17 protein-coding genes and 1 pseudogene are annotated in these 22974 nt (G+C 70.3%); 8 read left to right on the top strand and 10 right to left on the bottom strand.

The annotated features are described in order from the left end of the window. The first annotated feature begins 1 nt into the window (after position 1). The 5 genes from argC to NM961_RS02985 all read left to right on the top strand — a co-directional run bounded on the left by argC (position 2) and on the right by NM961_RS02985 (position 5124). Positions 2–961: an N-acetyl-gamma-glutamyl-phosphate reductase gene (argC, locus tag NM961_RS03005; protein WP_255911121.1), complete on the top strand. Its 960-nt coding sequence runs from the start codon at positions 2–4 to the stop codon at positions 959–961. Further along, entirely contained in the window at positions 958–2259 is a 1302-nt protein-coding gene (gene argH / locus NM961_RS03000) for an argininosuccinate lyase (protein ID WP_255911119.1), read from the top strand. Before argC ends, argH begins: the two co-directional genes overlap by 4 nt. Continuing rightward, the gene (gene proB / locus NM961_RS02995; RefSeq protein ID WP_255911116.1) at positions 2256–3410 is read left to right on the top strand and encodes a glutamate 5-kinase; all 1155 of its coding nucleotides are present in this window, start codon (positions 2256–2258) and stop codon (positions 3408–3410) included. Before argH ends, proB begins: the two co-directional genes overlap by 4 nt. Next, positions 3410–4663, top strand: coding sequence for a glutamate-5-semialdehyde dehydrogenase (locus tag NM961_RS02990; RefSeq protein ID WP_255911114.1), 1254 nt, complete (start codon positions 3410–3412; stop codon positions 4661–4663). Before proB ends, NM961_RS02990 begins: the two co-directional genes overlap by 1 nt. Positions 4664–4866: 203 nt before the next feature. Next, positions 4867–5124, top strand: coding sequence for a hypothetical protein (locus NM961_RS02985; protein ID WP_255911111.1), 258 nt, complete (start codon positions 4867–4869; stop codon positions 5122–5124). Between the two features lie 82 nt (positions 5125–5206). On the opposite strand, the gene NM961_RS02980 is transcribed toward NM961_RS02985, so the two are convergent. The 4 genes from NM961_RS02980 to xseA all read right to left on the bottom strand — a co-directional run bounded on the left by NM961_RS02980 (position 5207) and on the right by xseA (position 11096). Next, complete coding sequence (locus tag NM961_RS02980; protein WP_255911108.1) at positions 5207–6499, bottom strand: glycosyl hydrolase family 8; 1293 nt, start codon at positions 6497–6499, stop codon at positions 5207–5209. A gap of 9 nt (positions 6500–6508) precedes the next feature. Beyond that, positions 6509–7939, bottom strand: a complete 1431-nt coding sequence (locus NM961_RS02975) for an aldehyde dehydrogenase family protein (protein WP_255911105.1) — start codon at positions 7937–7939, stop codon at positions 6509–6511. Positions 7940–8035: 96 nt separating this feature from the next. After that, complete coding sequence (locus NM961_RS02970; protein WP_255911102.1) at positions 8036–9676, bottom strand: acetolactate synthase large subunit; 1641 nt, start codon at positions 9674–9676, stop codon at positions 8036–8038. Between the two features lie 70 nt (positions 9677–9746). Beyond that, a complete protein-coding gene (gene xseA, locus NM961_RS02965) occupies positions 9747–11096 on the bottom strand; it encodes an exodeoxyribonuclease VII large subunit (protein ID WP_255911099.1) in 1350 nt (449 codons plus the stop codon). A gap of 368 nt (positions 11097–11464) precedes the next feature. On the opposite strand from xseA, the gene NM961_RS02960 reads away from it, so the two are divergent. Next, a complete protein-coding gene (locus NM961_RS02960; protein WP_255911096.1) occupies positions 11465–13885 on the top strand; it encodes a response regulator in 2421 nt (806 codons plus the stop codon). A 143-nt stretch (positions 13886–14028) separates the two neighbouring features. On the opposite strand, the gene NM961_RS02955 is transcribed toward NM961_RS02960, so the two are convergent. Then, entirely contained in the window at positions 14029–15465 is a 1437-nt protein-coding gene (locus NM961_RS02955) for a phospholipase D-like domain-containing protein (RefSeq protein ID WP_255911094.1), read from the bottom strand. Between the two features lie 127 nt (positions 15466–15592). Here NM961_RS02955 and NM961_RS02950 point away from each other — a divergent pair, with 127 nt between their 5' ends. Continuing rightward, positions 15593–15877 carry a GNAT family N-acetyltransferase gene (locus NM961_RS02950; protein WP_255911092.1) on the top strand — a complete coding sequence of 95 codons (285 nt, stop codon included), beginning with the start codon at positions 15593–15595 and terminating at the stop codon, positions 15875–15877. A gap of 57 nt (positions 15878–15934) precedes the next feature. Next, the gene (locus NM961_RS02945) at positions 15935–16537 is read left to right on the top strand and encodes a YdeI/OmpD-associated family protein (RefSeq protein WP_255911090.1); all 603 of its coding nucleotides are present in this window, start codon (positions 15935–15937) and stop codon (positions 16535–16537) included. A 67-nt stretch (positions 16538–16604) separates the two neighbouring features. Here NM961_RS02945 and NM961_RS02940 read toward each other — a convergent pair whose 3' ends face one another. The 5 genes and pseudogenes from NM961_RS02940 to NM961_RS02920 all read right to left on the bottom strand — a co-directional run. Next, positions 16605–18377, bottom strand: coding sequence for a M14 family metallopeptidase (locus NM961_RS02940; protein ID WP_255911088.1), 1773 nt, complete (start codon positions 18375–18377; stop codon positions 16605–16607). A gap of 156 nt (positions 18378–18533) precedes the next feature. After that, complete coding sequence (locus tag NM961_RS02935; RefSeq protein WP_255911086.1) at positions 18534–18839, bottom strand: hypothetical protein; 306 nt, start codon at positions 18837–18839, stop codon at positions 18534–18536. Positions 18840–18894: 55 nt separating this feature from the next. Beyond that, complete coding sequence (locus NM961_RS02930) at positions 18895–19761, bottom strand: sterol desaturase family protein (RefSeq protein ID WP_255911083.1); 867 nt, start codon at positions 19759–19761, stop codon at positions 18895–18897. An 86-nt stretch (positions 19762–19847) separates the two neighbouring features. After that, positions 19848–20612 (bottom strand): helix-turn-helix domain-containing protein, encoded by a 765-nt coding sequence (locus NM961_RS02925; RefSeq protein ID WP_255911081.1) that lies wholly within the window; start codon positions 20610–20612, stop codon positions 19848–19850. Next, a pseudogene (locus tag NM961_RS02920) lies at positions 20609–22927 on the bottom strand (heavy metal translocating P-type ATPase); the annotation flags it as partial. The gene NM961_RS02925 and the pseudogene NM961_RS02920, both read right to left, overlap by 4 nt. Between the last annotated feature and the right edge of the window lie 47 nt (positions 22928–22974).

The following is a 22974-nucleotide window of genomic DNA, read 5'->3' as shown; positions in this document are numbered from 1 at the left end:
CATGAAACACACCCTGGGCATCATCGGCGCGCGTGGGCATACCGGCGCCGAACTCATACGCCTGGTTGCGGGCCATCCGCAGCTGGAGCTGGCCTTTGTCTCCTCGCGCGAGCTGGATGGACAGCGCGTGGCCGATCACGTCGCCGGCTACCGTGGCGAACTGCGCTACAGCAACCTCGACGCCGAAGCCGCCGCGCAGCAGCCTGTCGATGCCGTGGTGCTGGCCCTGCCCAACGGCAAGGCCGCGCCGTACGTGGCGGCGATCGATGCGGTCGCGCCGCAGCGCGTGATCGTGGATCTTTCCGCGGACTACCGCTTCGACAAGCAGTGGTATTACGGCCTGCCCGAACTGACCCGGCACAACTACCGCGGCCAGCGCCGCATTAGCAATCCAGGCTGCTATGCCACGGCCATGCAGCTGGCGATAGCACCCCTCAGGGATCAGCTGGCCGCACCGCCGGCCTGCTTCGGCGTATCGGGCTATTCCGGCGCGGGCACCACGCCGTCGGACAAGAACGACGTCGAAAAGCTGCGCGACAACCTGATGCCGTATTCGCTCACCGGCCATGTGCACGAGCGCGAAGTCAGCGAGCAACTGGGCCTGCCGGTGGAATTCATGCCGCATGTGGCGCCGCATTTCCGCGGCATCACCCTGACTGCCAACCTGTGGCTGCAGCAGCCCGCGACGCGCGACGCGATCCGCACGCTGTATGCGCAGCGTTATGCAGGCGAAGCCCTGGTGCGGCTGCTGGATGATGCCCCCTGGGTCAGCCGCATCGCCGGCAAGCATCACGCCGAGATCGGCGCGTTCGCGCTGGCCCCTGGCGGCAAGCGCATCGTCGTCGTGGCCACGCTGGACAACCTGCTCAAGGGCGCCGCCACCCAGGCGCTGCAGAACCTCAATACCGCGCTGGGCCTGCCCGAGCACCTGGCGATTCCCCTGACCGGAGACGACGCATGAGCGGCCTGTTGTGGCAGAAGCAAGGCGTGGAAGTCGATCCGCGCATCATGCGTTTCCTGGCGGGCGACGACGTACTGCTGGACCGCGAGCTGTTCCTGTACGACGTGGAAGCCAGCCAGGCGCATGTGGAAGGCCTCGCCCGCATCGGCCTGCTCAGCACCGAGGAATGCAGCGCGCTGCTGCGCGAACTCGATCTGCTGGCGCAGGATTTCCGCGCCGGCCGCTTCGTGCTGGACGAGCGCTACGAGGACGGCCATTCCGCCATCGAGGCACGCCTAACCGAACGCCTGGGCGACGCCGGCCGCAAGGTGCATACCGGCCGCAGCCGCAACGACCAGGTGCTGGTCGCCTCGCGCCTGTGGCTCAAGGCCCAGCTGCGCGTTTTGATCGAACACTGCCGCGCTGCGGCGCGCGTCTGCCTGGACCGCGCCGCGGCGCAATCGCTGCCCATGCCGGGCTATACCCATCTGCAGCGCGCGGTAGTCTCGTCTACGGCAATGTGGTTCGCCGGTTTCGCCGAAGCCTTCATCGACGATGCGCGCCGCGCCGCCGATACGCTGGACCTGATCGATGCCAACCCGCTGGGCACCGCCGCCGGCTACGGCGTCAACCTGCCGCTGGACCGCGATTTCACCACGCAGAAACTCGGCTTCGCGCGGCTGCAGGTTTCGCCGATCTATGCGCAGCTGTCCCGCGGCAAGTTCGAGCTGGCCGCGCTGGATGCGCTGGCCTCGGCCCTGCTGGACCTGCGCCGCCTGGCCTGGGACCTGAGCCTGTTCACCACTGCCGAATATGGCTTCGTGCAGCTGCCGGCGGCGTATACGACGGGTTCGTCCATCATGCCGAACAAGCGCAATCCGGATGTGGTCGAGCTGATGCGGGCGAGCTATTCCGCCGTCGCCGCGGCACGCTGCGAAGTGGAACAGTTGCTTTCGCTGCCTTCCGGCTACCAGCGCGACCTGCAGTTCAGCAAGGGCTCCATCGTGCACGGCTTCGGCCGCGGCCTGGGCGCGCTGGCGTTGCTGCCGGGACTGCTCCAGGCGCTGCAATGGAATGCCCCGGCGCTGCAAGCCGCGATCGAGCCCAGCATGTACGCCACCGATGTCGCCATAGAACAGGCCGCCGCGGGCGTGCCGTTCCGCGAAGCCTATCGCCGCGCTGCCGAAGCCGCGACCGAGGCGGGGCAGGGACGCACGCCGCAGTCCAGCCTGGATGCGCGCGTGTCGCCGGGCGGCGCGGCGGATCTGCGCCTGGACGAATTGCAGCAGCGCTGGGCCGCGCTGGGCGGCGCCGCATGACTGCGCGGCGCCACAGCGAACAGGAGCTGCCGCGCTGGCGCCGTGCCGTGCTCAAGGTGGGCAGCAGCCTGCTCGCCGCCAACGGCGGCGGCCTGAGCACGCGCTACGCGCTGGGCCTGGCGGAATTCATCGCCGCCAGCCATCGCGCCGGGCGCGAGGTGGTGCTGGTTTCTTCCGGCGCCGTCGCCGCCGGCCGCGCGCTGGTGCGCGCCCAGCCCGAGACCGCGCACGGCCTGGCCGCGCGCCAGGCGCTGGCGGCGCTGGGCCAGACCACGGTGGTTGCGCTGTGGCAGCGCTTCTTCGACCGGCCCGTGGCCCAGGTGCTGCTGACCCATGACGACCTGCGCAACCGGCGCCGCTACCTCAACGCCCGCGCCACCCTGCGCGAACTGCTCGCGCTGGGCGCGCTGCCGGTGGTGAACGAGAACGACACCGTTGCCGTGGACGAACTCAAACTCGGCGACAACGACAATCTGGCCGCCATCGTCGCCGCCCTGGTCGATGCGGACCTGCTGCTTATCGCGACCGATATCGACGGCCTGTATTCGGCCAATCCGCGCACCGACCCCACCGCCGTGCCCGTGGACGACGTTGCCGCGGTGACGCCGGCCATCTTCGCCATGGCCGGCGGCGCCGGCAGCAGCGCCGGCACCGGCGGCATGCGCACCAAGCTGGAAGCGGCGACGAAGGCCGCCGCCGCGGGCATCGGCACGCTGCTGTTTAACGGCACGGATGCGCAGGCGCTGCGCCTGCTGGCACAGGACCGCCTGCGCGGCACCCGCTTCCGCGCCGCGGAAACCCGCCTTCATGCGCGCAAATACTGGCTGCGCCATGCGCCGCTGGCCGGCGGCTGCATCCGCGTCGATGCGGGCGCGGCGCGCGCCCTGGGCAGCGGCGGTGCTTCGCTGCTGCCCGGCGGCATTGTCGGCGTGCGCGGCGAATTCGCCCGTGGCGACATGGTGGAAATCGAGACTGAGCAGCAGGACCAGGTCTTCAGCATTGCCCGCGGCATCAGCCAGTACGCCGCCGCGGAAGTGCGCCGCATCGCCGGGCGCAAATCGGCCGAAATCGAGAGCCTGCTCGGCTACAGCTACGGCGAGACCGTGGTCCACCGCGACGATCTGGTCGCCCTCAGCGGAGTCGGCGCCTGATGCGCACGGTAAAGGAACAAGCCCTGGCCTGCCGCGCGGCCGCGCAGCAGGTGGCTGAACTCGACGGCGCCGCGCGCAACGCACTGCTGCTGGCCATGGCCGCGCAGTTGGAGCAGGACGAAGCGCAGATCCTCGCCGCCAATGCGCAGGACATGGCGGCCGCCGCGGCCCGTGGCACGGCGGCGGCGCTGCTGGACCGGCTGCGCCTGGATGCCGCGCGCGTCGCCGCCATGGTTGCCGGCGTGCGCCATGTGGCCGGCCTGCCCGATCCGGTGGGGCAGGTCACGCGCGAGGACGTGCGCGCCGACGGCCTGCGCATACAGCGTGTGCGCGTGCCGCTGGGCGTGATCGCAATGATCTACGAGGCCAGGCCCAACGTGACGGCCGATGCGGCCGCACTCTGCCTCAAGGCCGGCAACGGCGTGATCCTGCGCGGCGGTTCCGAGGCGCAGCAGTCCAACCGCGCCATCGCCGCATCGCTGGGCCGGGCGCTGCAAGCCTGCTGCATCGGTGCCGCGGCGGTCAGCGCGCTGGAAGACCTGCGCCGCGAAAGCATCATCGAATTGCTGCAGCTCAGCGACATCGTCGACCTGGCCATACCGCGCGGCGGCGAAGGCCTGATCCGCTTCGCCGCCGAGCATGCGCGCGTGCCGCTGATCAAGCACTACAAAGGCGTATGCCACCTGTTCGTCGATGCCTCGGCCGACACCGCGCTGGCGCTGCGCCTGCTGATCGACGGCAAGACCACGCGCCCGGCCGTGTGCAATGCGCTGGAAACCCTGCTGGTGCACGCGGATATCGCCGCGCAGTTCCTGCCGCTGGCGGCCGCGGCACTGCAGGCGCGCGGCGTGGAAGTGCGCGCCTGCGAACGCAGCCGCGACTTCTTCGCCGGCAGCCGGCCGGCCACCGAGGCGGACTACGCGGCGGAATTCCTCGACCTGGTGCTGGCGGTGCGCGTGGTGGACGATCTCGACGCGGCGATTGCGCATATCCGCAGCTACGGTTCGGACCACACCGAAGTCATAGCCACCGGCGAGCCGGTCCAGGCGCAGCGCTTCATCCAGGCGCTGCGTTCGGCGGTAATCATGGTCAATGCCTCCTCGCGCTTCAGCGACGGCGGCGAGCTGGGCCTGGGCGCCGAGATCGGCATTTCCACCACGCGCCTGCATGCCTACGGGCCCATGGGCGCGGAATCGCTGACCATAGAACGCTACGTGGTCAGCGGTACGGGCCAGGTACGCCATCCGCAGTGATCGCGCGGCACGGCAGTGCACGCTGCCGTGCCGCAAGTCATGCCCGCGGCTGCGGCGTACAGGCGGCCGGAAGTCATGCCGTTTCCGCGGCGCTGCGCCGAAGCGTGCGAACCCTGCCATCAGTTGGGGCAAAACCACGCAACCGATTCATGCCGGTGCTCATCCAAGTCAGGGCAAGTGCAGCAACCCCCTGGAGTACCGCCATGACTGCGTATCGCTTCCTGTCTTCTTCCACTCTGCCGCCGAAGTTCGCCGCCGCCTGCGCCACCGCGCTGGGCCTGGCCACGATCAGCCTGTTCGCCGGCACCCCTAACGTGCAGCACAACGCCGCCGCACCGAGCTACGAGAACATCGTCGTGCTGCCGACCATTGTCGTCGTGCCGGACGCGGCGGACCGCGCCGCGGCCGCGGCGCTGCAGACCGCCGGCGTGGCCGCGGCCAAGCGCCTCGACGAAGTCTGATGCCTGCACCGGCGGCCGCGTTGCAGCGGCGGCCGCTGCAGCGCGCGGCGCCGCCGGGTCGCGGCTGTAACGCTCGCGCCGTTCAGGGCGTGATGCGCTGCAAGCCGTCGGCGAAGAGGCGGTCCATGGCCACCGGATCCCAGTACGTGCCGCTCATCAGCAGCAGCGACAGCAGCGCCACGCTGTCTTCGTAATAGCCTTCCTGGCGCGTGCGCACGCTGTCGTAGATCGCGTTGAGCCAGCTCTGCTGGGCTGGCGTCACCATGGCCGCCGTGCCGATGGGCGCGGCAAAGAAACTGCTGAAATAGTCGGTCGCCAGCGGCGTGCCGTCGAGCCGATAGCCGGGGCGGATATTCGTTGCCACGCCACCGGTTGAGGCCTGCGCCCACTGCGAAATGCGCCGCGCCTGACGCGCGCTGGCGACGTCGCTGTGGAGCAGGGCATGGGTGGCCAGGCGCCAGGGCACGCGGCCGGCGTTGTAGTTGTAGTTGCCGTCGTTGGCGCCTTCCAGGAAGCCTGGATCCGCCGGCCGCAGCGTCGTCACCGCGGCGCTTTCGCGCACCGCGAAATCCGGCATCAGGCCGGTATTGGCCGCGTAGCTGCCCTGCAGATGCTCGGTCGCTGCGCGTGCGGCGGCCACAGCCTGCATCCACAGCGGCGCGTTCGCCGCGGCGGCGAAGTTCACAAAGTGCGCCGGCATGAAATCCGAAGGCCGCACCGTGTACTGGTTGTACTGCGCGCCGTTGGGCGTCACCCAGTCGCCGAGCAGGGGCAGGTACGAAGCCGGCCCCATCGCCGAGGCGGCCTGGCCGGCAATCACCTCCAGCGCCCGGGCGCGGAAATCCACACCGTTCGCGCCGCCGGGCCATTGCGCCGCGGCCAGCAGCAGGCCCAGCGCGAGATCGTTGTCGCCGTCGAAGGCGCTGGTATTGCCCTGCTGCACCTGGCCGGCGGCGTTGATGTTCCAGCTCATCAGGCGGCTGTCGTTGCCGCTGGGATGCAGGTCCGCGTAGCGCCACAGCCCGGCGCTGATGGCCGCCGCTTCAGTCTCCGCGCCGGCCATCAGCGCGACGATGACCAGCCCGTAGCCCTGGCCCTCGGACACGGTATTGCCCGCGCTGTCGGTATCGCACAGCACACGGTACAGCGTGAGCCCGCCGTCGCTGCCGGCGGTGCGCAGATACGCCGTCTTCCAGCGTGCATAGGCCTCGCGCACATCCTGGTCCAGCTGCGCCTGGCTGCGGTGACTGGGCCGGATGCTGCCGGCGGCGTACGGCAGGTGTTGCGGAAACGGATGGGCCGGTGTCTGCGCCGGCACGCCGGAGCTGGCGAGGGCGGCGAGGGCGGCGAAGGCGGGAATGATCAGCGGGCGCATGGCTGCTCCTCAGTCCCGCAGCACCAGCAGGCGCAACTCGGTCATGTCCTCGATCGCGTAGCGTATGCCCTCGCGGCCCAGGCCCGAATCCTTGACCCCGCCGTAGGGCATGTTGTCGACGCGGAAGCTGGGCACATCGCCGACGATGACGCCGCCGACTTCCAGCACGTCCCAGGCACGCAGGGCCTTGCGCGTATCGAAGCTGAAAAGCCCGGCCTGGAGGCCGAAATCGCTGTGGTTGACCTCGGCCAGGGCGGCCTCGAAATCGGTATAGCGCTGCAGCAGCACGACCGGGCCGAAGGCTTCCTGGCAGGACACTTTCTGCGCCGGGTCCACATTTTCCAGCACCGCCGGCTGCAGCATTGCGCCCTGGCGCGCGCCGCCGCAGAGCAGGCGCGCGCCGGCGCCGGCGGCTTCCTTGATCCAGCCTTCCAGGCGCTGCGCCTCGCGCTCGTCGATCATGGGGCCGATGAAGGTGTCTTCCTCGCGCGGATCGCCGCTCTTGAGCGTTTCCACCTTCGCCACCAGACGTTCGCGCAGCTCGTCGTAGATGTCCGCATGGGCGAGGATGCGCTGCACGCTGATGCAGCTCTGGCCGGACTGATAGAACGCGCCGAATACCAGCCGCTCGATGACGAAATCCAGGCGTTCGCGCTGGTCCGCGTCGACGATGCAGGCGGCGTTGCCGCCGAGTTCCAGCACCACTTTCTTCTTGCCGGCGCGGGCCTTGAGATCCCAGCCTACCGCCGGCGAGCCGGTGAAGGAGAGCAGCTTGAAGCGCTCGTCCGTGGTGAACAGGTCGGCGCCGTCGCGGTGCGCCGGCAGGATGGAGAACGCGCCCTGGGGCAGATCCGTCTCGGCCAGCACTTCGCCGATGATCAGCGCACCTATCGGCGTGCGGCTGGCCGGCTTGAGCACGAAGGGACAGCCCGCCGCGATGGCCGGCGCGACCTTGTGCGCGGCCAGGTTCAGCGGGAAATTGAACGGCGAGATGAACGAGCACGGCCCTATGGGCACGCGCCTGGAAAAACCGCGGTAGCCGCGCGCGCGGGCGGAAATTTCCAGGTTGATGACGCTGCCGTCGATGCGCACGCTTTCTTCCGCGGCGACCTTGAACGTGTCGATCAGGCGCGAGACTTCGCCGCGCGAATCGCGGATCGGCTTGCCGGCTTCCACGCACAGGGCCAGGGCCATTTCCTCGGCGCGTTCGCGGAAGCGCTTTACGCAGTGTTCCAGCACCGCCTGGCGCTGGTAGGGCGCGAAGCGGCGCAGCGCTTCCTGCGCGGCCACCGCGGCGGCGATGCCGGCGTCGATGGCCGCGGCATCGGCCAGGGCGACGCGCGTGGCCACCTTGCCGGTGTATTTGTCGGTGACTTCCAGACCGGTATTGGCCGCGACGGGCTTGCTGGCCAGGTAGTAGGGATAGCGTGCTGCGAGCATGGAAGCCTCCTTGGCGGCGGCGTTGGCCGCGGGATTCGTGGGCGACGGCTGCCGTCGCGGGATTCGGCGTTGCGGCCGGGACCAGGGAGGCCGGCCTCAGATCGCCGCGCTGAGTTCGCGGATCTCGTGGTTGAGCACGCGGTCGTTGTCGGAATAGTCGATAGGCAGGTCGATCAGGTGCACGCCGGGCGTATCCAGGCAGTGCCGCAGCAGCGGGGCGAACGCGGCGGCGGAGTCGGGGCGGTGGCCGTGGGCGCCGTAGCTCTGGGCGTAGCGCACGAAATCCGGGTTGCCCAGGTCCATGCCGTAGGCGGGGAAGTCCATGTGTGCCTGCTTCCACTTGATCATGCCGTAGGCATCGTCGCGCAGCACCAGCACGGTCAGGTCCAGGCCCAGGCGCACCGCGGTCTCGATCTCCTGTGCGTTCATCATGAAACCGCCGTCGCCGCAGACTGCGACCACCTTGCGCTGCGGATGCACGATCTTGGCGGCGATGGCCGACGGCAGGCCCGCGCCCATGCTCGCCAGGGCGTTGTCCAGCAGCAGGGTGTTGGACTGGCGGCAGCGGTAGTAGCGCGCGTACCAGAGTTTGTAGATGCCATTGTCCAGGCAGAGCATGCCGTCGTCGGGCATTACCGCGCGGGTATCGGCGACCAGGCGCACCGGATGGATGGGGAAGCGCGCATCGTCCGCACCCCGCTGCAGATGCCGTTCCAGATGCTCGCGCACGGTGTCGAACCAGCTGAAATCCCAGTGCGCCTGCGGCGCCAGCGCCTGGCCCAGCTGCCAGACCGAGTTGGCCACATCGCCGACGACCTCGATCTGCGGGAAATACACCGTATCCACTTCGGCGCTGGAGAAATTCACGTGGATCACCGTGCGCAGGCCGCGGCGCATGAAGAACGGCGGCTTCTCGATCACGTCGTGGCCGCAGTTGATGATGCAGTCGGAATGCTCGATGGCGCGGTGCACGAAATCGCCGTCGCTGAGCGCCGCATTGCCCAGCCAAAGCGGGTGGTGTTCGTCGATGACGCCCTTGCCCATCTGGGTGGTGAAGAAGGGGATGCCGGTGCCGTCGACGAACTCGCGCAGCATGCGCGAGCAGGTCTTGCGGTTGGCGCCGGCGCCGATCATCAGCAGCGGCCGCCGCGCCTGGCGTATGGCCGCGGCGGCGTGGCCCACGGCCTTGTCGTCGGCGATGGGACGGCGGTGGTAGCTGCGCGGCAGCACGATGGCATCGGTGTCGTCGCGGGCGATGTCCTCGGGCAGTTCCAGGTGGGTGGCGCCCGGGCGTTCTTCCTCGGCGCGGCGGAAGCTTTCGCGCACCCGCGCCGGGATGTTGTCGGCCGAGACGATCTGGCGCGTGTACTTGGTCAGCGGCTGCATCATGTCGACCACGTCGACAATCTGGAAATGTCCTTGTTTGGACAATTTGATCGGTTTCTGCCCGGTCAGCATCAGCATGGGCATGCCGCCGAGATTGGCGTAGGCCGCCGGCGTGACCAGGTTGGTCGCACCCGGCCCCAGCGTGGCCAGGCAGACACCGGCGCGGCCGGTCAGGCGGCCGTAGGTCGCGGCCATGAAGCCGGCGGCCTGCTCGTGCCGGGTCAGCACCAGCTTGATCGGGGATTTGCGCAGCGATTCGAGCAGGTCGAGGTTTTCTTCGCCCGGCAGGCCGAAGACGTATTCCACGCCTTCGGCTTCGAGCGCCTTTACGAACAGGTCGGACGCCTTCATGGCTCGCTCCTTCGCGCAGCAAGGCCGGATTCTCGGCCGCGCGGCGGGAAGCGGTCAATGTGGAGAAACGTCAATCCACCCGCAGTTTCAGCTCGCCCTCGGCCAGGCGTGCGCGCAGGCGCGTGCCGGGCGCGGCATCGGTGGCGGCGCGCACCACGCGGCCGTCGTCCTCGCGCTGCAGCAGGGCGTAGCCGCGCGCCAGCACCGCCAGCGGGCTGACCGCGTGCAGGGCGCGGCCGAGTGCGGCCAGGTGTGCGCGGCGCGCGTCCACGCCGGAACGCAGGCATTGCTGCAACTGGTGCTGCTGCCGCTCCAGCCCGCTGCGCAGCTGTTGCAGGCGTTCGCGCGGATGCCGGCGCAGCAGGCGCATGTGCAGCAGATGCAGGCGCTCGCGGCTGCGCTGGCGGCTCTGGGCCAGGGCATGGCGCAGGCGCAGCGACTGTGCCTGCAGCCGGCTGCGGCCCAGCGCCAGGCGCTGGGCCGGACTGCGCGCCTGCAACTGCGCGTGCAGGCGGTCCAGCTGCTGCTGTCCGCGCTGCAGCCGGCGCTGCCACAGCAGGTGCAGGCGCTGCTGGCGCTGCTGCAGCGCGCGGGCGAGCGCGGCGGCATCGGGCGCCAGCAGTTCGGCCGCGGCCGAGGGCGTCGGCGCGCGCAGGTCAGCAACGAAATCGGCGATGGTGAAATCCACTTCATGGCCTATGGCCGATACCACCGGCAGGCTGCTGGCATGGATGGCGCGGGCCACGCCTTCGTCGTTGAAGGCCCACAGGTCCTCGATCGAGCCGCCGCCGCGGGTGAGCAGGATCAGGTCGTGCGCGGCCGCCGCGGAAAGCCGGCGCAGCGCGGTGACGATGGCCGGCGGCGCTTCCCTGCCTTGTACCGGCACCGGCACCACGTCGACCGCCAGCAGCGGCCAGCGCCGCGTCAGCACGCTGAGCACGTCGCGCACGGCCGCGCCGGAAGCCGAAGTGACCACGGCGATGCGGCGCGGATGGCGCGGCAGCGCGCGCTTGTGCGCGGCGGCGAACAGGCCTTCGGCATCGAGCAGGGCCTTGAGCCGCTCGAATTCGCGCTGCAGCGCGCCTTCGCCGGCTTCTTCCAGGTGTTCGACGATGAGCTGGAACTCGCCGCGCGCCTCGTACAGGCTGACCCGCGCCCGCGCCAGCACCTGCATGCCGTCGGCGGGACGGAAGCGCAGCCAGGTGCTCTTGGGCTTGAACATGGCGCAGCGCACCTGGGCGCTGCCATCCTTGAGGCTGAAGTACAGGTGGCCTGAGGACGGACGCGAAAAATTGGAGATTTCCCCCGCCAGCCAGATCAGGCCGAATTCGTCCTCCAGCAGGTCGCGGGCGCGCCGCGTCAGTTGCGAGGGCGTCAGCACCTCGCGCGTGCTGGCGTAGTCGATGCGATCTTCGGACATCGATGAGCTGGGCAGTGCCCGGCGGGGCCGGGCGGATTCCAGAGTCTAGCAGGCCGGCGCCGCAGCGCCGGTGCGAGGCCTTGGGCCGGTTTCCGTGCTGCCGGCGTAACTGGTTGATTCGCGGAAGGGAAACGCCGGCGTCTGCGGCGGCGGATTGGCGCGGCCGGCAGTCGCCGGCGCTGCGGGCGTGTCGTGCGCTGCGGCGGCGACGGATCCATCTTCCGCCAGCCGCGGCGAACGGCGGCGAAATTCCGGCGTCCGCGGATTCAGCTTGCGCCGCTGCCGACACACACGATTTCATATCGCGCCGCTGCGGACGCGCTGCACCGCCGTGGCAGTCGCTATAGTACGGCCGTACATCAGGGGCGATGAACACGATGGCCGATACGACGACGGAAGCCGAGGCGCCGCGGGCTTCGGCGGGCGGGCGCAATCTGCGTCAGCGCCTGGAGGCATTTGTCGCGGACTGGCGCAGCAGCCAGTCCGGCGCCTGGGACGGCGCCAAGGCCAGCCTGCTGCACGAGGAACTGGAACGCATCAACGCCGAGGCCGAGGCGCAGGACCTGGCCGAGATCGCCGCGCCGACGCTGGAAGTGATCGTGTTCCTGTGCTCCTTCGTCGAGACCGGCGCGATTCCCAGCGCGGCTCAGCGCCAGGCGCTGGCTGGTCTTATCGACAAACTGGCCCAGTCCGATACGCCGCGGCCGGCGCCGCGCAGCCCGGCCAGGCGCGCCGTGGCCAGCCATGTGCGCGGCCAGGTGCACTACCTGGCGTCGCCGGCGCGTGCGATCGAGGCGCTGGCGCCGACCTTGGGCGCACAGCGTTTCCTGGTGCGCCCGTTCGAGGACGCCGCGCCGCTTCTGGCCATGGCCGAGAGCGTGCCCGACGTGCTGCTGGTCGAGGACGAATTCGTGCCGCAGCTGCACGCGGTGCTGGAAGCCTTTGCGCGGGCGCGCGAAGCGCAGCGCGATCCGCCGGTATGCCTGGTGCTGGCCGAATCGGCCGACCTGGCCCGCGTGCTCTACGCCCAGCGCGCCGGCGCCGACGCGGTGATTTCCAGCCGCGATCCGGTAACCATCCTGGCGCGGCTGGAGGAACTGCTGGAGCAGCGCCGCAGCCTGGGCTACCGCGTGCTGGTGGTCGAGGACGATCCGGCCCAGGCCAAGTTCTGCGAATCCGTACTGCATCACCGCGGCATCACCACCCAGGTCTGCGCCAGCGCCGCCGGCGTGACCCAGGCCGTGCACAGCTTCCATCCCGACCTGGTGCTGCTGGATTTCTACCTGCCCGACGGCAACGGCATCGAAGTCGCGCAGATGATCCGCGCCGAGCCGGGCTGCGCCTTCCTGCCGGTGGTGTTTCTTTCCGGCGAACAGGACCTGGACCGGCGCTTCGACGCCATCTCCATGGGCGGCGACGATTTCCTCACCAAGCCGGTCAAGCCGCGCCATCTGCTGATGACGGTGGAGAGCCGCGTACGCCGCGCCCGCGCGCTGTCGGCCAGCGCGGGTTCCGCGCGCGGCGAGCGCCGCGGCACGCTGTCGGGCCGCGACGTATTCCTGCAGGAGCTGCAGAACCTGCTGGAAAGCGGCGGCGAAGCCTGTCCGGCCCTGGTCTACCTCGCGGTGGACGATATCGAATCGGTGCGCGAGCGCGTCGGCTTTGTCACGGCCGGCACCCTGGGTCAGCAGCTGGGCCTGGCCATCGCCGCGGAACTGCCGTTCGCGCGGCCGCTGTGCGCCTACGGCGAATACGTATTCCTGGCCCTGGCCCAGCGCGAGGATGAACTGGCCCTGCGCGAGGCGCTGGAGCAGGCGCGCCAGCGTCTCTCCGCGCGCAGCTGGCTGTCGGCGGACGATCCGCTGCGCCTGTCCTTCAGCCTGGCCGCGCTGCGCCTGAGCGGGCCGGCCGAGCGCGCCGAAAGCCTGATCCGGCGCGTGCGCCAGCAGGCGCTGAACCTGCAGGCCGCTGGCGGCAACGGCGCCAGCCTGGAACTGCGCGACCCCAACCAGGCCAGCGAGGATCCGCGCCTGCGCCTGGTACGCGCCATCCTGCGCACGCCGGCGGATGCCAGCAATTCGGTGCTGTCCTACCAGCCGTTCGCGCCGCTGGCCGGCAACCTCAGCGGACAGTACCTGGCGCGCATGCAGCTCAAGCCGCCGCGCAGTTCGCAGAGCATCCTGATCGATACCGAGGAATACCTGCCGCTGGCGCGCGGCCTGGGCCTGGTGGCCCAGGTCGACAAGCGCCTGATCCGCCTGGCCCTGCGCCAGGCGCATATCCATGCCAACGCACTGAACGAACTGCGCCTGTTCCTGCCGATCAGCGCCGAGGCGCTGCTGGATCCGGCCTTCGCGCCCTGGCTCGCGACCGAGCTGCGCGCCCAGTCGGTGCCGGCGGCGGCCATCGCGCTGGAATTCGACATCGCCGACCTGATCGAACAGCAACCCGGCGATGCCGCGATAGAGGCCTTGCAGCGCGTGGGCGCGCGCTTCTGCCTGCGCGCCAACGACGACAGCGAGCGCGCCCAGCGCTGGTTGCAGCACGCGGCCTTCGGTGTGGTGCGCTTCGAGCGTCCGGCCGGGGATGGGCCGGGCTCGCCCTGGGCGGCGCGCGCTAATGCGTTCGCCGCGGTGCGCGCCCTGGGCAAGATCGTGATTGCCAGCGGCGTACAGGACATGAGCGACATCGGCGAACTGCTGCGCAGCGGCGCGCACTACGCCAACGGCGTGGTGGTATGCGACTGGCTGGCGGATTTCGACTTCGATTTCGCCGGCGCGGTGCTGTAGCCGATCGCGACGGCCTGGTTACACGACGCAGGACTGCGGCGCGACGGTACCGGGTGCGGTGCGGCCGCGCGTCGCCGCAAAGCAGCGCCAAGCCGCGCGACTGCAGCGCGATGCGGATTTCCGCAGGCTGCAAGCGGCGGCTTTCAGCCCTTGTCCGCGGTCTGCAGCGGCGGCGCGCTGCGCTTGCGCGCCTGCAGCGCGCGGGCGAGCAGGCTCAGCCCGGCCAGGCCGGTCAGCACGCTCAGCGGCCAGGCCAGCAGCCAGGGCCAGTACAGGCCCAGCCCGGCCAGCAGCAGCAGGCACAGCGCGATCCAGGGCAGGGACGTGGCCTCGGCCCGGCCCAGCACGCGCTGGTCGCCGAGCGCGGCACCGACGCTGTGCGCCAGGCGCATCACGCCGGCGGCGGCGCGGCTGGAACTGCCGCCGTGACGGCGGCTGCTGCGCGCGGCCTTGTGGCCTTTTTTCCGGCGCAGCACGATTTCGGTGGAGAGGCTCAGATCCTTGAGGTATTGCTCTTCCATCTGCGCGGCGAAGCCGCGGTCTTCCACGGCAAGATCGATCTCGCAGTTGCCCATCCAGCTGGCGATGTTCAGGTTGCTGGAGCCGACCCGGGCCCAGCGCGAATCGGCCACGGCGGTCTTGGCGTGCATCATGGAACCGTTCCACTCGAACACGCGCACGCCGGCTTCCAGCAGCGGCCGGTAGCCGGCGCGGGACAGCCGCGCTACGGCCGGGATGTCGCTGGCGCCCGGCACCAGCAGGCGCACGTCCACGCCGTCGCGGGCAGCGGCGGCCAGCGCCTGCACGTACGGCGGCAGGCCGACGAAATAGGCATCGGCCAGCCACAGGCGCTCGCGCGCCATCGCGGCGATGAGCTGGTCCAGGCGGAACAGTCCGGCGGTGCTGGGCTGGGTCGCGATCACGCGCACGTCGACGTCGCCGGCGGGTTCTGCCGAGGTCTGCAACAATTCCGCCGGCAGCGGCGGACCCAGCTGGGCCCAGAGATCGGCGAAGGCCAGCACCAGCTCGGCCACCGCCGGGCCGCGCAGGCTGACGCCCGTATCGCGCCAGGGCGCGATGCCTTTGCGCGGATCGCCCAGCCATTTCTCCGATACGCACACGCCGGTGATGTAGCTGAGTTCGTTGTCGATCACCAGCAGCTTGCGGTGGTCGCGGCTGATCCAGCCCAGCGGACTGGCGAAGCGCGGCGGATTGTAGGAGCGCACCTCGCCGCCGGCGTCCAGCAGCGGCTGCCAGTAGCGCCTGCCGTCCAGGCCCAGGCAGCCCAGCCAGTCGCGCACCACGCAGACCTTGACCCCGGCCGCCGCGCGCTCGGCCAGCGCGTCGCGCAGGCGGCGCCCGACGGAATCGTCGCGGATTATGTAATTTTCCAGAAATAGTGATTTCTTCGCGCCGGAGATGGCCTGCTGCCAGGCCTGGAAATGCACTTCGGCGTCGATCAGCAGTTCCACCGCATTGGCGCCGACCAGGGGCGCGCCGGCGGCGCGGCTGAAGGCCTGTTCGGCCATGCGGCGCCAGGGCGAGGCGGGCGGTGAGGGAAAGCATTCAGGTACGGACATGGGCCCGAGTGTAACGGCTGAGTCAGTACAGGAAATGTGGTCGCGCCGGCCGATGCCAATGCACGCCCTGGTCAGCCGCGCGGCCAGGGTGTAGCGTTGCCCGGCCCTCCGCCGCCGAGCCCTGCGCATGGACGATCTGCCGATCACCCACGACACCGCTGCCCGCCGCTTCGAGGCCTGGGTCGACGGCCACCGCTGCGAGCTGGACTACGAGCTTTCCGGCCCTCTCATGAGCATCGTCCACACCGGCGTGCCCGAGGCCGTCGGCGGCCGCGGCATCGCCGCGCGCCTGACCGAAGCCGCCGCGGCCGCGGCGCGCGAACGCGGCTGGAAGATACGCCCGCTGTGCTCCTACGCCCGGGTCTGGTTCCAGCGCCATCCGCAGCAGGCCGACCTGCTCGCCGGCAACTGAGTCCACCGCGCCGCCGTCCGGCGCCGCCGCACCTCGCCGACTGCATCGGGATGAACCATGGGAACCCGTGATCCGCGCGTAGACGCCTATATCGCCAGGTCCGCCGAATTCGCCCGGCCCATACTTGAATACCTGCGCGAGGCGGTGCACCAGCACTGTCCCGAGGTGCAGGAAACCATCAAATGGAGTTCGCCGTTCTTCGACTACCGCGGTCCGCTCTGCCATATGGCGGCGTTCAAGCAGCACTGCGCCTTCGGCTTCTGGAAAGGCGCGTTGTTTCTCGCCGATGCGAAGAACGCGGAAGCCATGGGCCAGTTCGGCCGCATCACCGCGATCAAGGAAGCGCCGGGCAGGAAAGTGCTGGCCGGCTATATCCGCCAGGCCATGAAACTCAACGAGGACGGCGTACAGCCCGCGCGCAAGACCAAGGACGCCGCGCCCAGGCCGCCGGCCGAGGTGCCCGGGGATCTCGCCGCCGCGCTGGAAAAGAACCGCAAGGCCGCCGCCGTGTTCGCCGCCTTCAGCCCGTCGAACAAACGCGAATACATCGAATGGCTGACCGAGGCCAAGCGCGAGGAAACGCGGCAGAAACGCCTGGCGCAGGCCGTCGAATGGATGGCCGAGGGCAAGCCGCGCAACTGGAAGTACATGCAGGGCTGAGGCGCCGCGGGCGCTGCCGGCGCCGTGAAACCGGCGCCGGTTTTTCAAGGCGATGGGACGCCTGCGGCTACTCCGGCGCGCGCTCCGTGCGCACCACCGGATACAGGTTGAAGCGTTCGTCCCAGGACGCATGGCGCCGCGCGAAGAACTGCAGGCGCGCGGCGGGATCCTTGGCGAACTCCGCGTCGCTGGCGAGTTTCTTCTGGAATTCCTCGGCCAGCCTGGGATCGCGCTTGAGCTGTTCGCGCGCGACGTCCTCGGCTACGTAGTCTTCCATGTATTCCTTCTGCTCGAAGGCGCCGTTGAATTCGCCCCAGGCGGCGAGGGAATCGGGCGCCTGCGGTTCCAGCAGGGCGACCGCGATGCGCGAGCGCGCCTGGGCCAGCGGCACGAACAAGGCGCCGGCGGCCAGATCGCGGGTCTCGTCCTTCCATTCGCCCTGCAGGGTGGCGCGGCTGTGGCCTTCCACCGGCCGGCTGGCGAAGGTCGCGCTGGCGGCGCGGAAGGTCTGCACCGGCAGCTGGGGCAGGGCGCGTTCGATGCGCCGGTAGCTCACGCCGTGCACGTCCAGCCGCGCAGCGACCTGCTGCGCCCAGGCCGCCGGCACGATGTAGCCGGCCTTGGGCGCGTCCACCTGCACGCTGGGGCGCACGTCGTCGCGCAGCGGCACTTTCCATATCTGCGGTTTCTTCTCGTCGTAGCGCGTCATCAGCTGGCCGGAGATCTCCGACGGCGTGCGCGTATACGCATAGCCGCGGAATTCGACGGTGCGGGCCTGCTCGCTCGCGGCGTAGTCCAGCGCCACGCGCGTGCCGCCGAGCGTGGCGGCGCGTTCGTCGGCAGTGCGCTGTTCCACGCGCCAGTCCCTGCCGCGTTCGGCCACGAGCTGCATCACGTCGAGGATGGTGTTGCGGGTGATGCGCACGCGCTGCGGATACGGCTTCCACGAATGCGTTTCCACCAGCATGGCGAAGCGGTTGCGCAGCGGCAGGTAGCCGGTGGAGAAGCGCGGCGGCGCGACCGCGTCGGCGAAGCCCGAGGCCGGATCGTCGCCGACCACGAACGAAGGATAGAAGCCCACCGGCAGCGAGCCCTGCTTGGCCAGCCGCGCCATGGTCTCGTCGCGCAGCTGGCGGCCGAGCTTTTTCAGTTCCTCGTCGCCGGAATACAGCGGCTCGACCTGGATCGCCACATCGTGCTCGAACTTGGCGCCGTCGGTGACGTGCAGATCGACATAGACCAGCGGATCCCAGCGGCTGATGAGGCCCAGCATGGCCCGCATTTCGGGGGCGTCGGCCTTGAGATAATCGCGGTTGAGATTGTAGTTCTGCGCCGTGGTGCGCCAGCCCATCTGCTCGGGGCCGCGCTGGTTGGGCCGGTTCCACGCGCCGAAGCGCTCGTGGCCGTCGATGTTGAACACGGGCACGAACACCAGCACCTGCTTTTCCAGCAGCCCCTTGCCCGCCTTGCCCTGCAGCAGTTCGCGCAGCAGCAGGAAGCCCGCGTCCTTGCCATCGATCTCGCCGGCGTGGATGCCGCCCTGGAACAGGCTGACCGGAATGCCCTGTTCGTGCGCGGCCTGCGCGGTGCGTGCGCCGCTCTTGCTGACGACCAGCGCCAGCATGGGCCGGCCTTCCGGCGTGCGGCCGAATTCTTCGCAGGCCACGGCATCGGGATAGGCCGCGGCGAAGCGCGCGCACAGGTCTATGACTTCGTCGTAGCGGCCGGTGCGCTTGAAGCCGGACTGCTCCGACACGGTGCGCAGATCATTGGGCGCGGCGGCGGTGGCGGCGGAGCCCAGCAGCAGCGAGACGGCGAGGAAGGCGGCGGATCGGATCATGGATGCGTAGCCTGGCGTTGGACCGGAACGGGCAAGCATAGCCAAGCTGTCCGCGCGGCGACATGCGGCTGCGGCATGTCGCGGATCAATTCGCAGAAATGGCCGTATGCGGACGCGCAATGTCCGCATTGGGCCGCGCTCCGGCCCTGCGCTGCGTCAGCGCAGGCCGCGCCACAGCAGCGCCGCGAGCCCCAACTGCGCGATGAAGGCCAGCGCCGACCAGCCGCTGGCCGCAAGCACGCTCCAGCCCGGACCGGCGAGCTTGCGCGAGATCAGGCTGAGCAGGCTGCCGGCGCCGAGGTTGGGCACCACGAACAGGATCAGCGCCGCGCCGATCAGCCAGGGCTGGGCCGCGGCGCCGCTCATGCCGTTGAGGCCGATGATCAGCATGAGCATGAGCACGAGAAAGACAGACACGCCGACGGCGGCGAACAGCACGGTCAGCAGGATCAGCACGGGCATGGCGGTTCATCCGGTGGCGGTGGCGCAGGATAGCAACGCCGCCGCCGCCCCGGGTTCACGCGGGCGGCGGGCGGCCGGTGCGCCGCGCGAAAGGCCAGCGCCACTGCGCCGCATACGTGGCCGGAAAGCCGGCTTCGCGCAGACCTACCGCGTTCGCCGCCAGCGGCGTCCGCGGATCGCGGTAGGTGCCGAACAGGCGGTCCCACAGTAGCCAGAACTCGCCGAAATTGACCTCGGCGTCCTCGTACTCGCGCTTGTGGTGCCAGCGATGGCTTTCTGCCACGCCGAGGATGCCGCGCAGCGGACCCAGCGAGTAGTCGAGATTGGCATGCTGGAAGGCCAGGTGCACGGTCAGCAGGGTGAGCCAGGCGCTGACCACGGCCGGCGGCGCGCCGAGCAGGGCCGTGGCCGCCAGCCCCGGGCCGGCCAGCAGCACCGCGCTCAGTGGATGACGGCGCTCGCCGTTCATCCAGTACAGGCGTTCGGCGCTGTGATGGATCGCATGCAGCCGCCACAGCCACGCAATGCGATGGCTGAGCCGGTGCATGGCGTAGAGACCGAGATCGACTACCGCGCCCGCCGCGATGATCTGCACACCGACCGGCCAGTGCCGCGGCCATGGCGCTGTCGCCGGCAGTGCACCGGCCAGGGCGTGCAGCAGGCCGGCCGCGGCCGACAGCAGGCCGAGGTTGACCAGCAGATGGATGGCGTCGGTCCAGGTATCGCCATGATCCTGGTTCCACTCGGGCCGGAACGGCTGCAGACGTTCCAGCAGCGCCACCGCGAGCAGGCCGCCGGCGGCGGTCAGCGCCAAGCGCAGCCCCGCGGTGTGCGCCGCATCGGCGGCGGCGAACACACCTGCGGCTGCGCCGCCGAATACCAGCGGATAAGCGCCGTAGCGCACGATCGTTCTCCATTGCATGGCCGCCTCGGCGCCGGGGGAAGATGGCGCTCAGTGTGGCCGGCCGGTGCGCGGCGCGGCTTGAACGTAGTGGCTGAGTCGGCGGCTCAGGCTTCCCGCAGCGCGGCCAGGATGCTGCTCGGCGTCACGCCGAAATGGCGGCGCATGGTGCGGCTGAAATGCGCGGCATCCGCGAAGCCGGCATCCAGCGCGGCCGCGGTGAGGCCTGCGCCCCGGCTCGCCCCTTCCAGCGCACGCGCCAGGCGCAGCCAGCGCAGATACGGACGCACGGCCATGCCGGTCTGCGCGCGGAAGGCATGCGCGAAGCGGCTGGGCGACAGTGCCGCGGCGGACGCCAGCGCCGGTAGCGTCCACGCGGCGGCGGGCTGCGCCGGCAGTGCGGCGATCAGGGTGCGCAGGCGGCGCGTCGAAATCCGTTCCGGCACGGCGGCAGCCGGCGTGCCGCAGAGTGCGTCGATCACGGCTTGCAGCCGCACCGCGTCCGGCGCGGGACGCTGCCACAGGGCCAGCAACTGGTCGCGTTCCCGCGCGCGCAGACGCCGCAGGCCGTCCGTGCCGGCCGTCGACAGCCGGCGGCCGGCATCGGATTCGCGCTCCACGTAGAGCAGCCATACCGGCCCTGGCCATAGCCGGTGCGCAACGCCGGAGCCGATGAGCAGGCCGGGCGCTGCAACCGTTTCCCCTGCGATTTCGGCGCGCACCGGCCGGCCGTCGCCCAGCGCGAGTTGCAGCGCCGGATGCCGGTGGGCGTGGCTGTCGCCGGCGCGGCCGCGGAACTGGCCCCAGCCGGCGCCGAGCGCAATGCGCCCGTGCCACGGCGCGCCATTCCTGGCAGCGGGATCTTGCATCATCGGCCGCTATGCAGGCGCAGCGCGTTGGCCACGACCGAGACCGACGACAGGCTCATGGCCAGCGCGGCGATCATGGGACTCAGCAACACGCCGAATACCGGATACAGCAGCCCCGCCGCGATGGGCACGCCCAGCGCGTTGTAGGCGAAGGCGAAGGCCAGGTTCTGGCGCATGTTGCGCACGGCGGCCTGGGAGATCTGGCGCGCCCGCACGATGCCGCGCAGATCGCCCTTGACCAGGGTGACCTGGGCGCTGGACATCGCGACATCGGTACCCGTGCCCATGGCGATGCCCACGTCGGCCGCGGCCAGCGCCGGCGCGTCGTTGATGCCGTCGCCGGCCATCGCCACGCGGTGCCCCTGCGCCTGGGCGCGGGCCACCAGTGCGGCCTTGTCCTGCGGGCGCACTTCGCCGTGCACTTCGTCGATGTGCAGCTGCCGCGCCACGGCTTCGGCAGTGGTGCGGCCGTCGCCGGTGGCCATCACGATGCGCAGCCCCGCCGCATGCAGCGCGGCGATGGCTTCGGCGGTGCTCGGCTTGATCGGATCGGCCACGGCCACCAGTCCCGCCAGCGCGCCGTCCACGGCCAGATGCATGACGCTGGCGCCTTCGGTGCGCAGCCGCTCGGCCTGCGCCTGCGCCGCCTGCGTCGCCACGCCGGCTTCCTGCATCAGCGCGGTATTGCCCAGGTGCAGATCGTGGCCGGCCACGCGGCCGCGTACGCCGATGCCGGTGACCGATTCAAAGCCGTCCACGCGCTGCAAGGACAGCTGGCGCCGGCGCGCTTCGGCCACGATGGCATCGGCCAGCGGATGCTCGCTGCCCTGGTCCAGGCTCGCCGCCAGGCCCAGCACGTCGGCCTCGCTCCAGTTGCCGAAGGGGACGATCTCGCGGAAGGCCGGCCGCCCTTCGGTCAGCGTGCCGGTCTTGTCCACGATCACGGTATCCACCGTGCGCAGGCGCTCTATCGCCTCGGCGTCGCGGAACAGCACGCCGGCCTGGGCCGCGCGTCCGGTGGCGACCATGATCGACATGGGCGTGGCCAGCCCCAGCGCACAGGGACAGGCGATGATGAGCACGGCGACGGCGTTGACGAAGGCATAGGTCCAGGCCGGCGGCGGGCCGAAAAGTCCCCAGCCCAGCAAGGTTGCCGCGGCGATCGCGAGCACGCCGAGCACGAACCAGTAGCTGACCTTGTCCGCCAGGCGCTGCATGGGCGCACGCGAACGCTGCGCCTGCGCCACCAGCTGCACGATCTGCGCGAGTACCGTGTCCGCACCGACACGGTCGGCGCGGATCACCAGGCTGCCGTTGCCGTTGATGGTGGCGCCGATCACCGCGCTGCCGGGTGTCTTCTCCACCGGAACCGGTTCGCCGGTCAGCATGGATTCGTCCACCGGCGAGCGTCCTTCCAGCACCTCGCCGTCGACGGGAACCTTCTCGCCGGGACGCACGCGCAGACGGTCGCCGATATGCACGTGGGTCAGCGGAATGTCTTCCTCGCCGCCGTCATCGCGCAGCCGCCGTGCGGTCTTGGGCGCAAGGCCGAGCAGGGACTTGATCGCGGCCGAGGTGCTCGATCGCGCCTTCAATTCCAGCAGCTGGCCCAGCAGCGTGAGCGAGACAATGATCGCGGCGGCCTCGTAGTAGACGCCGACGCGGCCATGTTCGCGGAAGGCCGCGGGAAACAGATCCGGCAGCAGCGTCGCCACCAGGCTGTAGCCGAAGGCCGCGCCCACGCCGGTGCCGATCAGGGTCCACATGTTCGGGCTGCGGTTGGCGATGGACTGGGCCCAGCGCTGGAAGAATGGCGCGCCGGCCCAGAGCACCACCGGTGCGGCCAGCACCAGTTCCAGCCAGGTGCGCAGCGTGGCCGACAGGCCGGGCAGGCGGTGGCCGGCCATGGCGATCACGAATACGGCCAGCGACAGCGGCAGCGTCCACCAGAAGCGGCGGCGGAAATCGGTCAGCTCCGGGTTCTCGCCGTCGTCCAGGCTGGGCATCAGCGGTTCCAGCGCCATGCCGCAGATAGGGCAGGTGCCCGGATGATCCTGTTCGATCTCCGGATGCATGGGACAGGTATAGCGCGTGCCTGCCGGCGCCGGCGCCGCGGCGGCCGGATTGAGGTAGCGGTCCGGCGCGGCGACGAATTTGCTGCGGCAGCCGGCGGAGCAGAAGCGGTATTCCTGTCCGCCGTGTCCGGCGCGATGCGGCGCATCCGGCGCGACGCTCATGCCGCAGACGGGATCGCGCAGCGCGCCGGCGCCGGCGCTGCCGGCGGTTGCTGCAGGGTGCGAATGTTCCGTTGCGTGCGTGCCCGCGTGGCACGTGCCGCCGGCCTTGCCCGGATCGGCAGGGTGAT

Source organism: Tahibacter harae (genome assembly GCF_024437735.1).
GTDB classification, from domain to species: domain Bacteria; phylum Pseudomonadota; class Gammaproteobacteria; order Xanthomonadales; family Rhodanobacteraceae; genus Tahibacter; species Tahibacter harae.
This window is presented reverse-complemented; position numbering and strand designations above follow the sequence as displayed.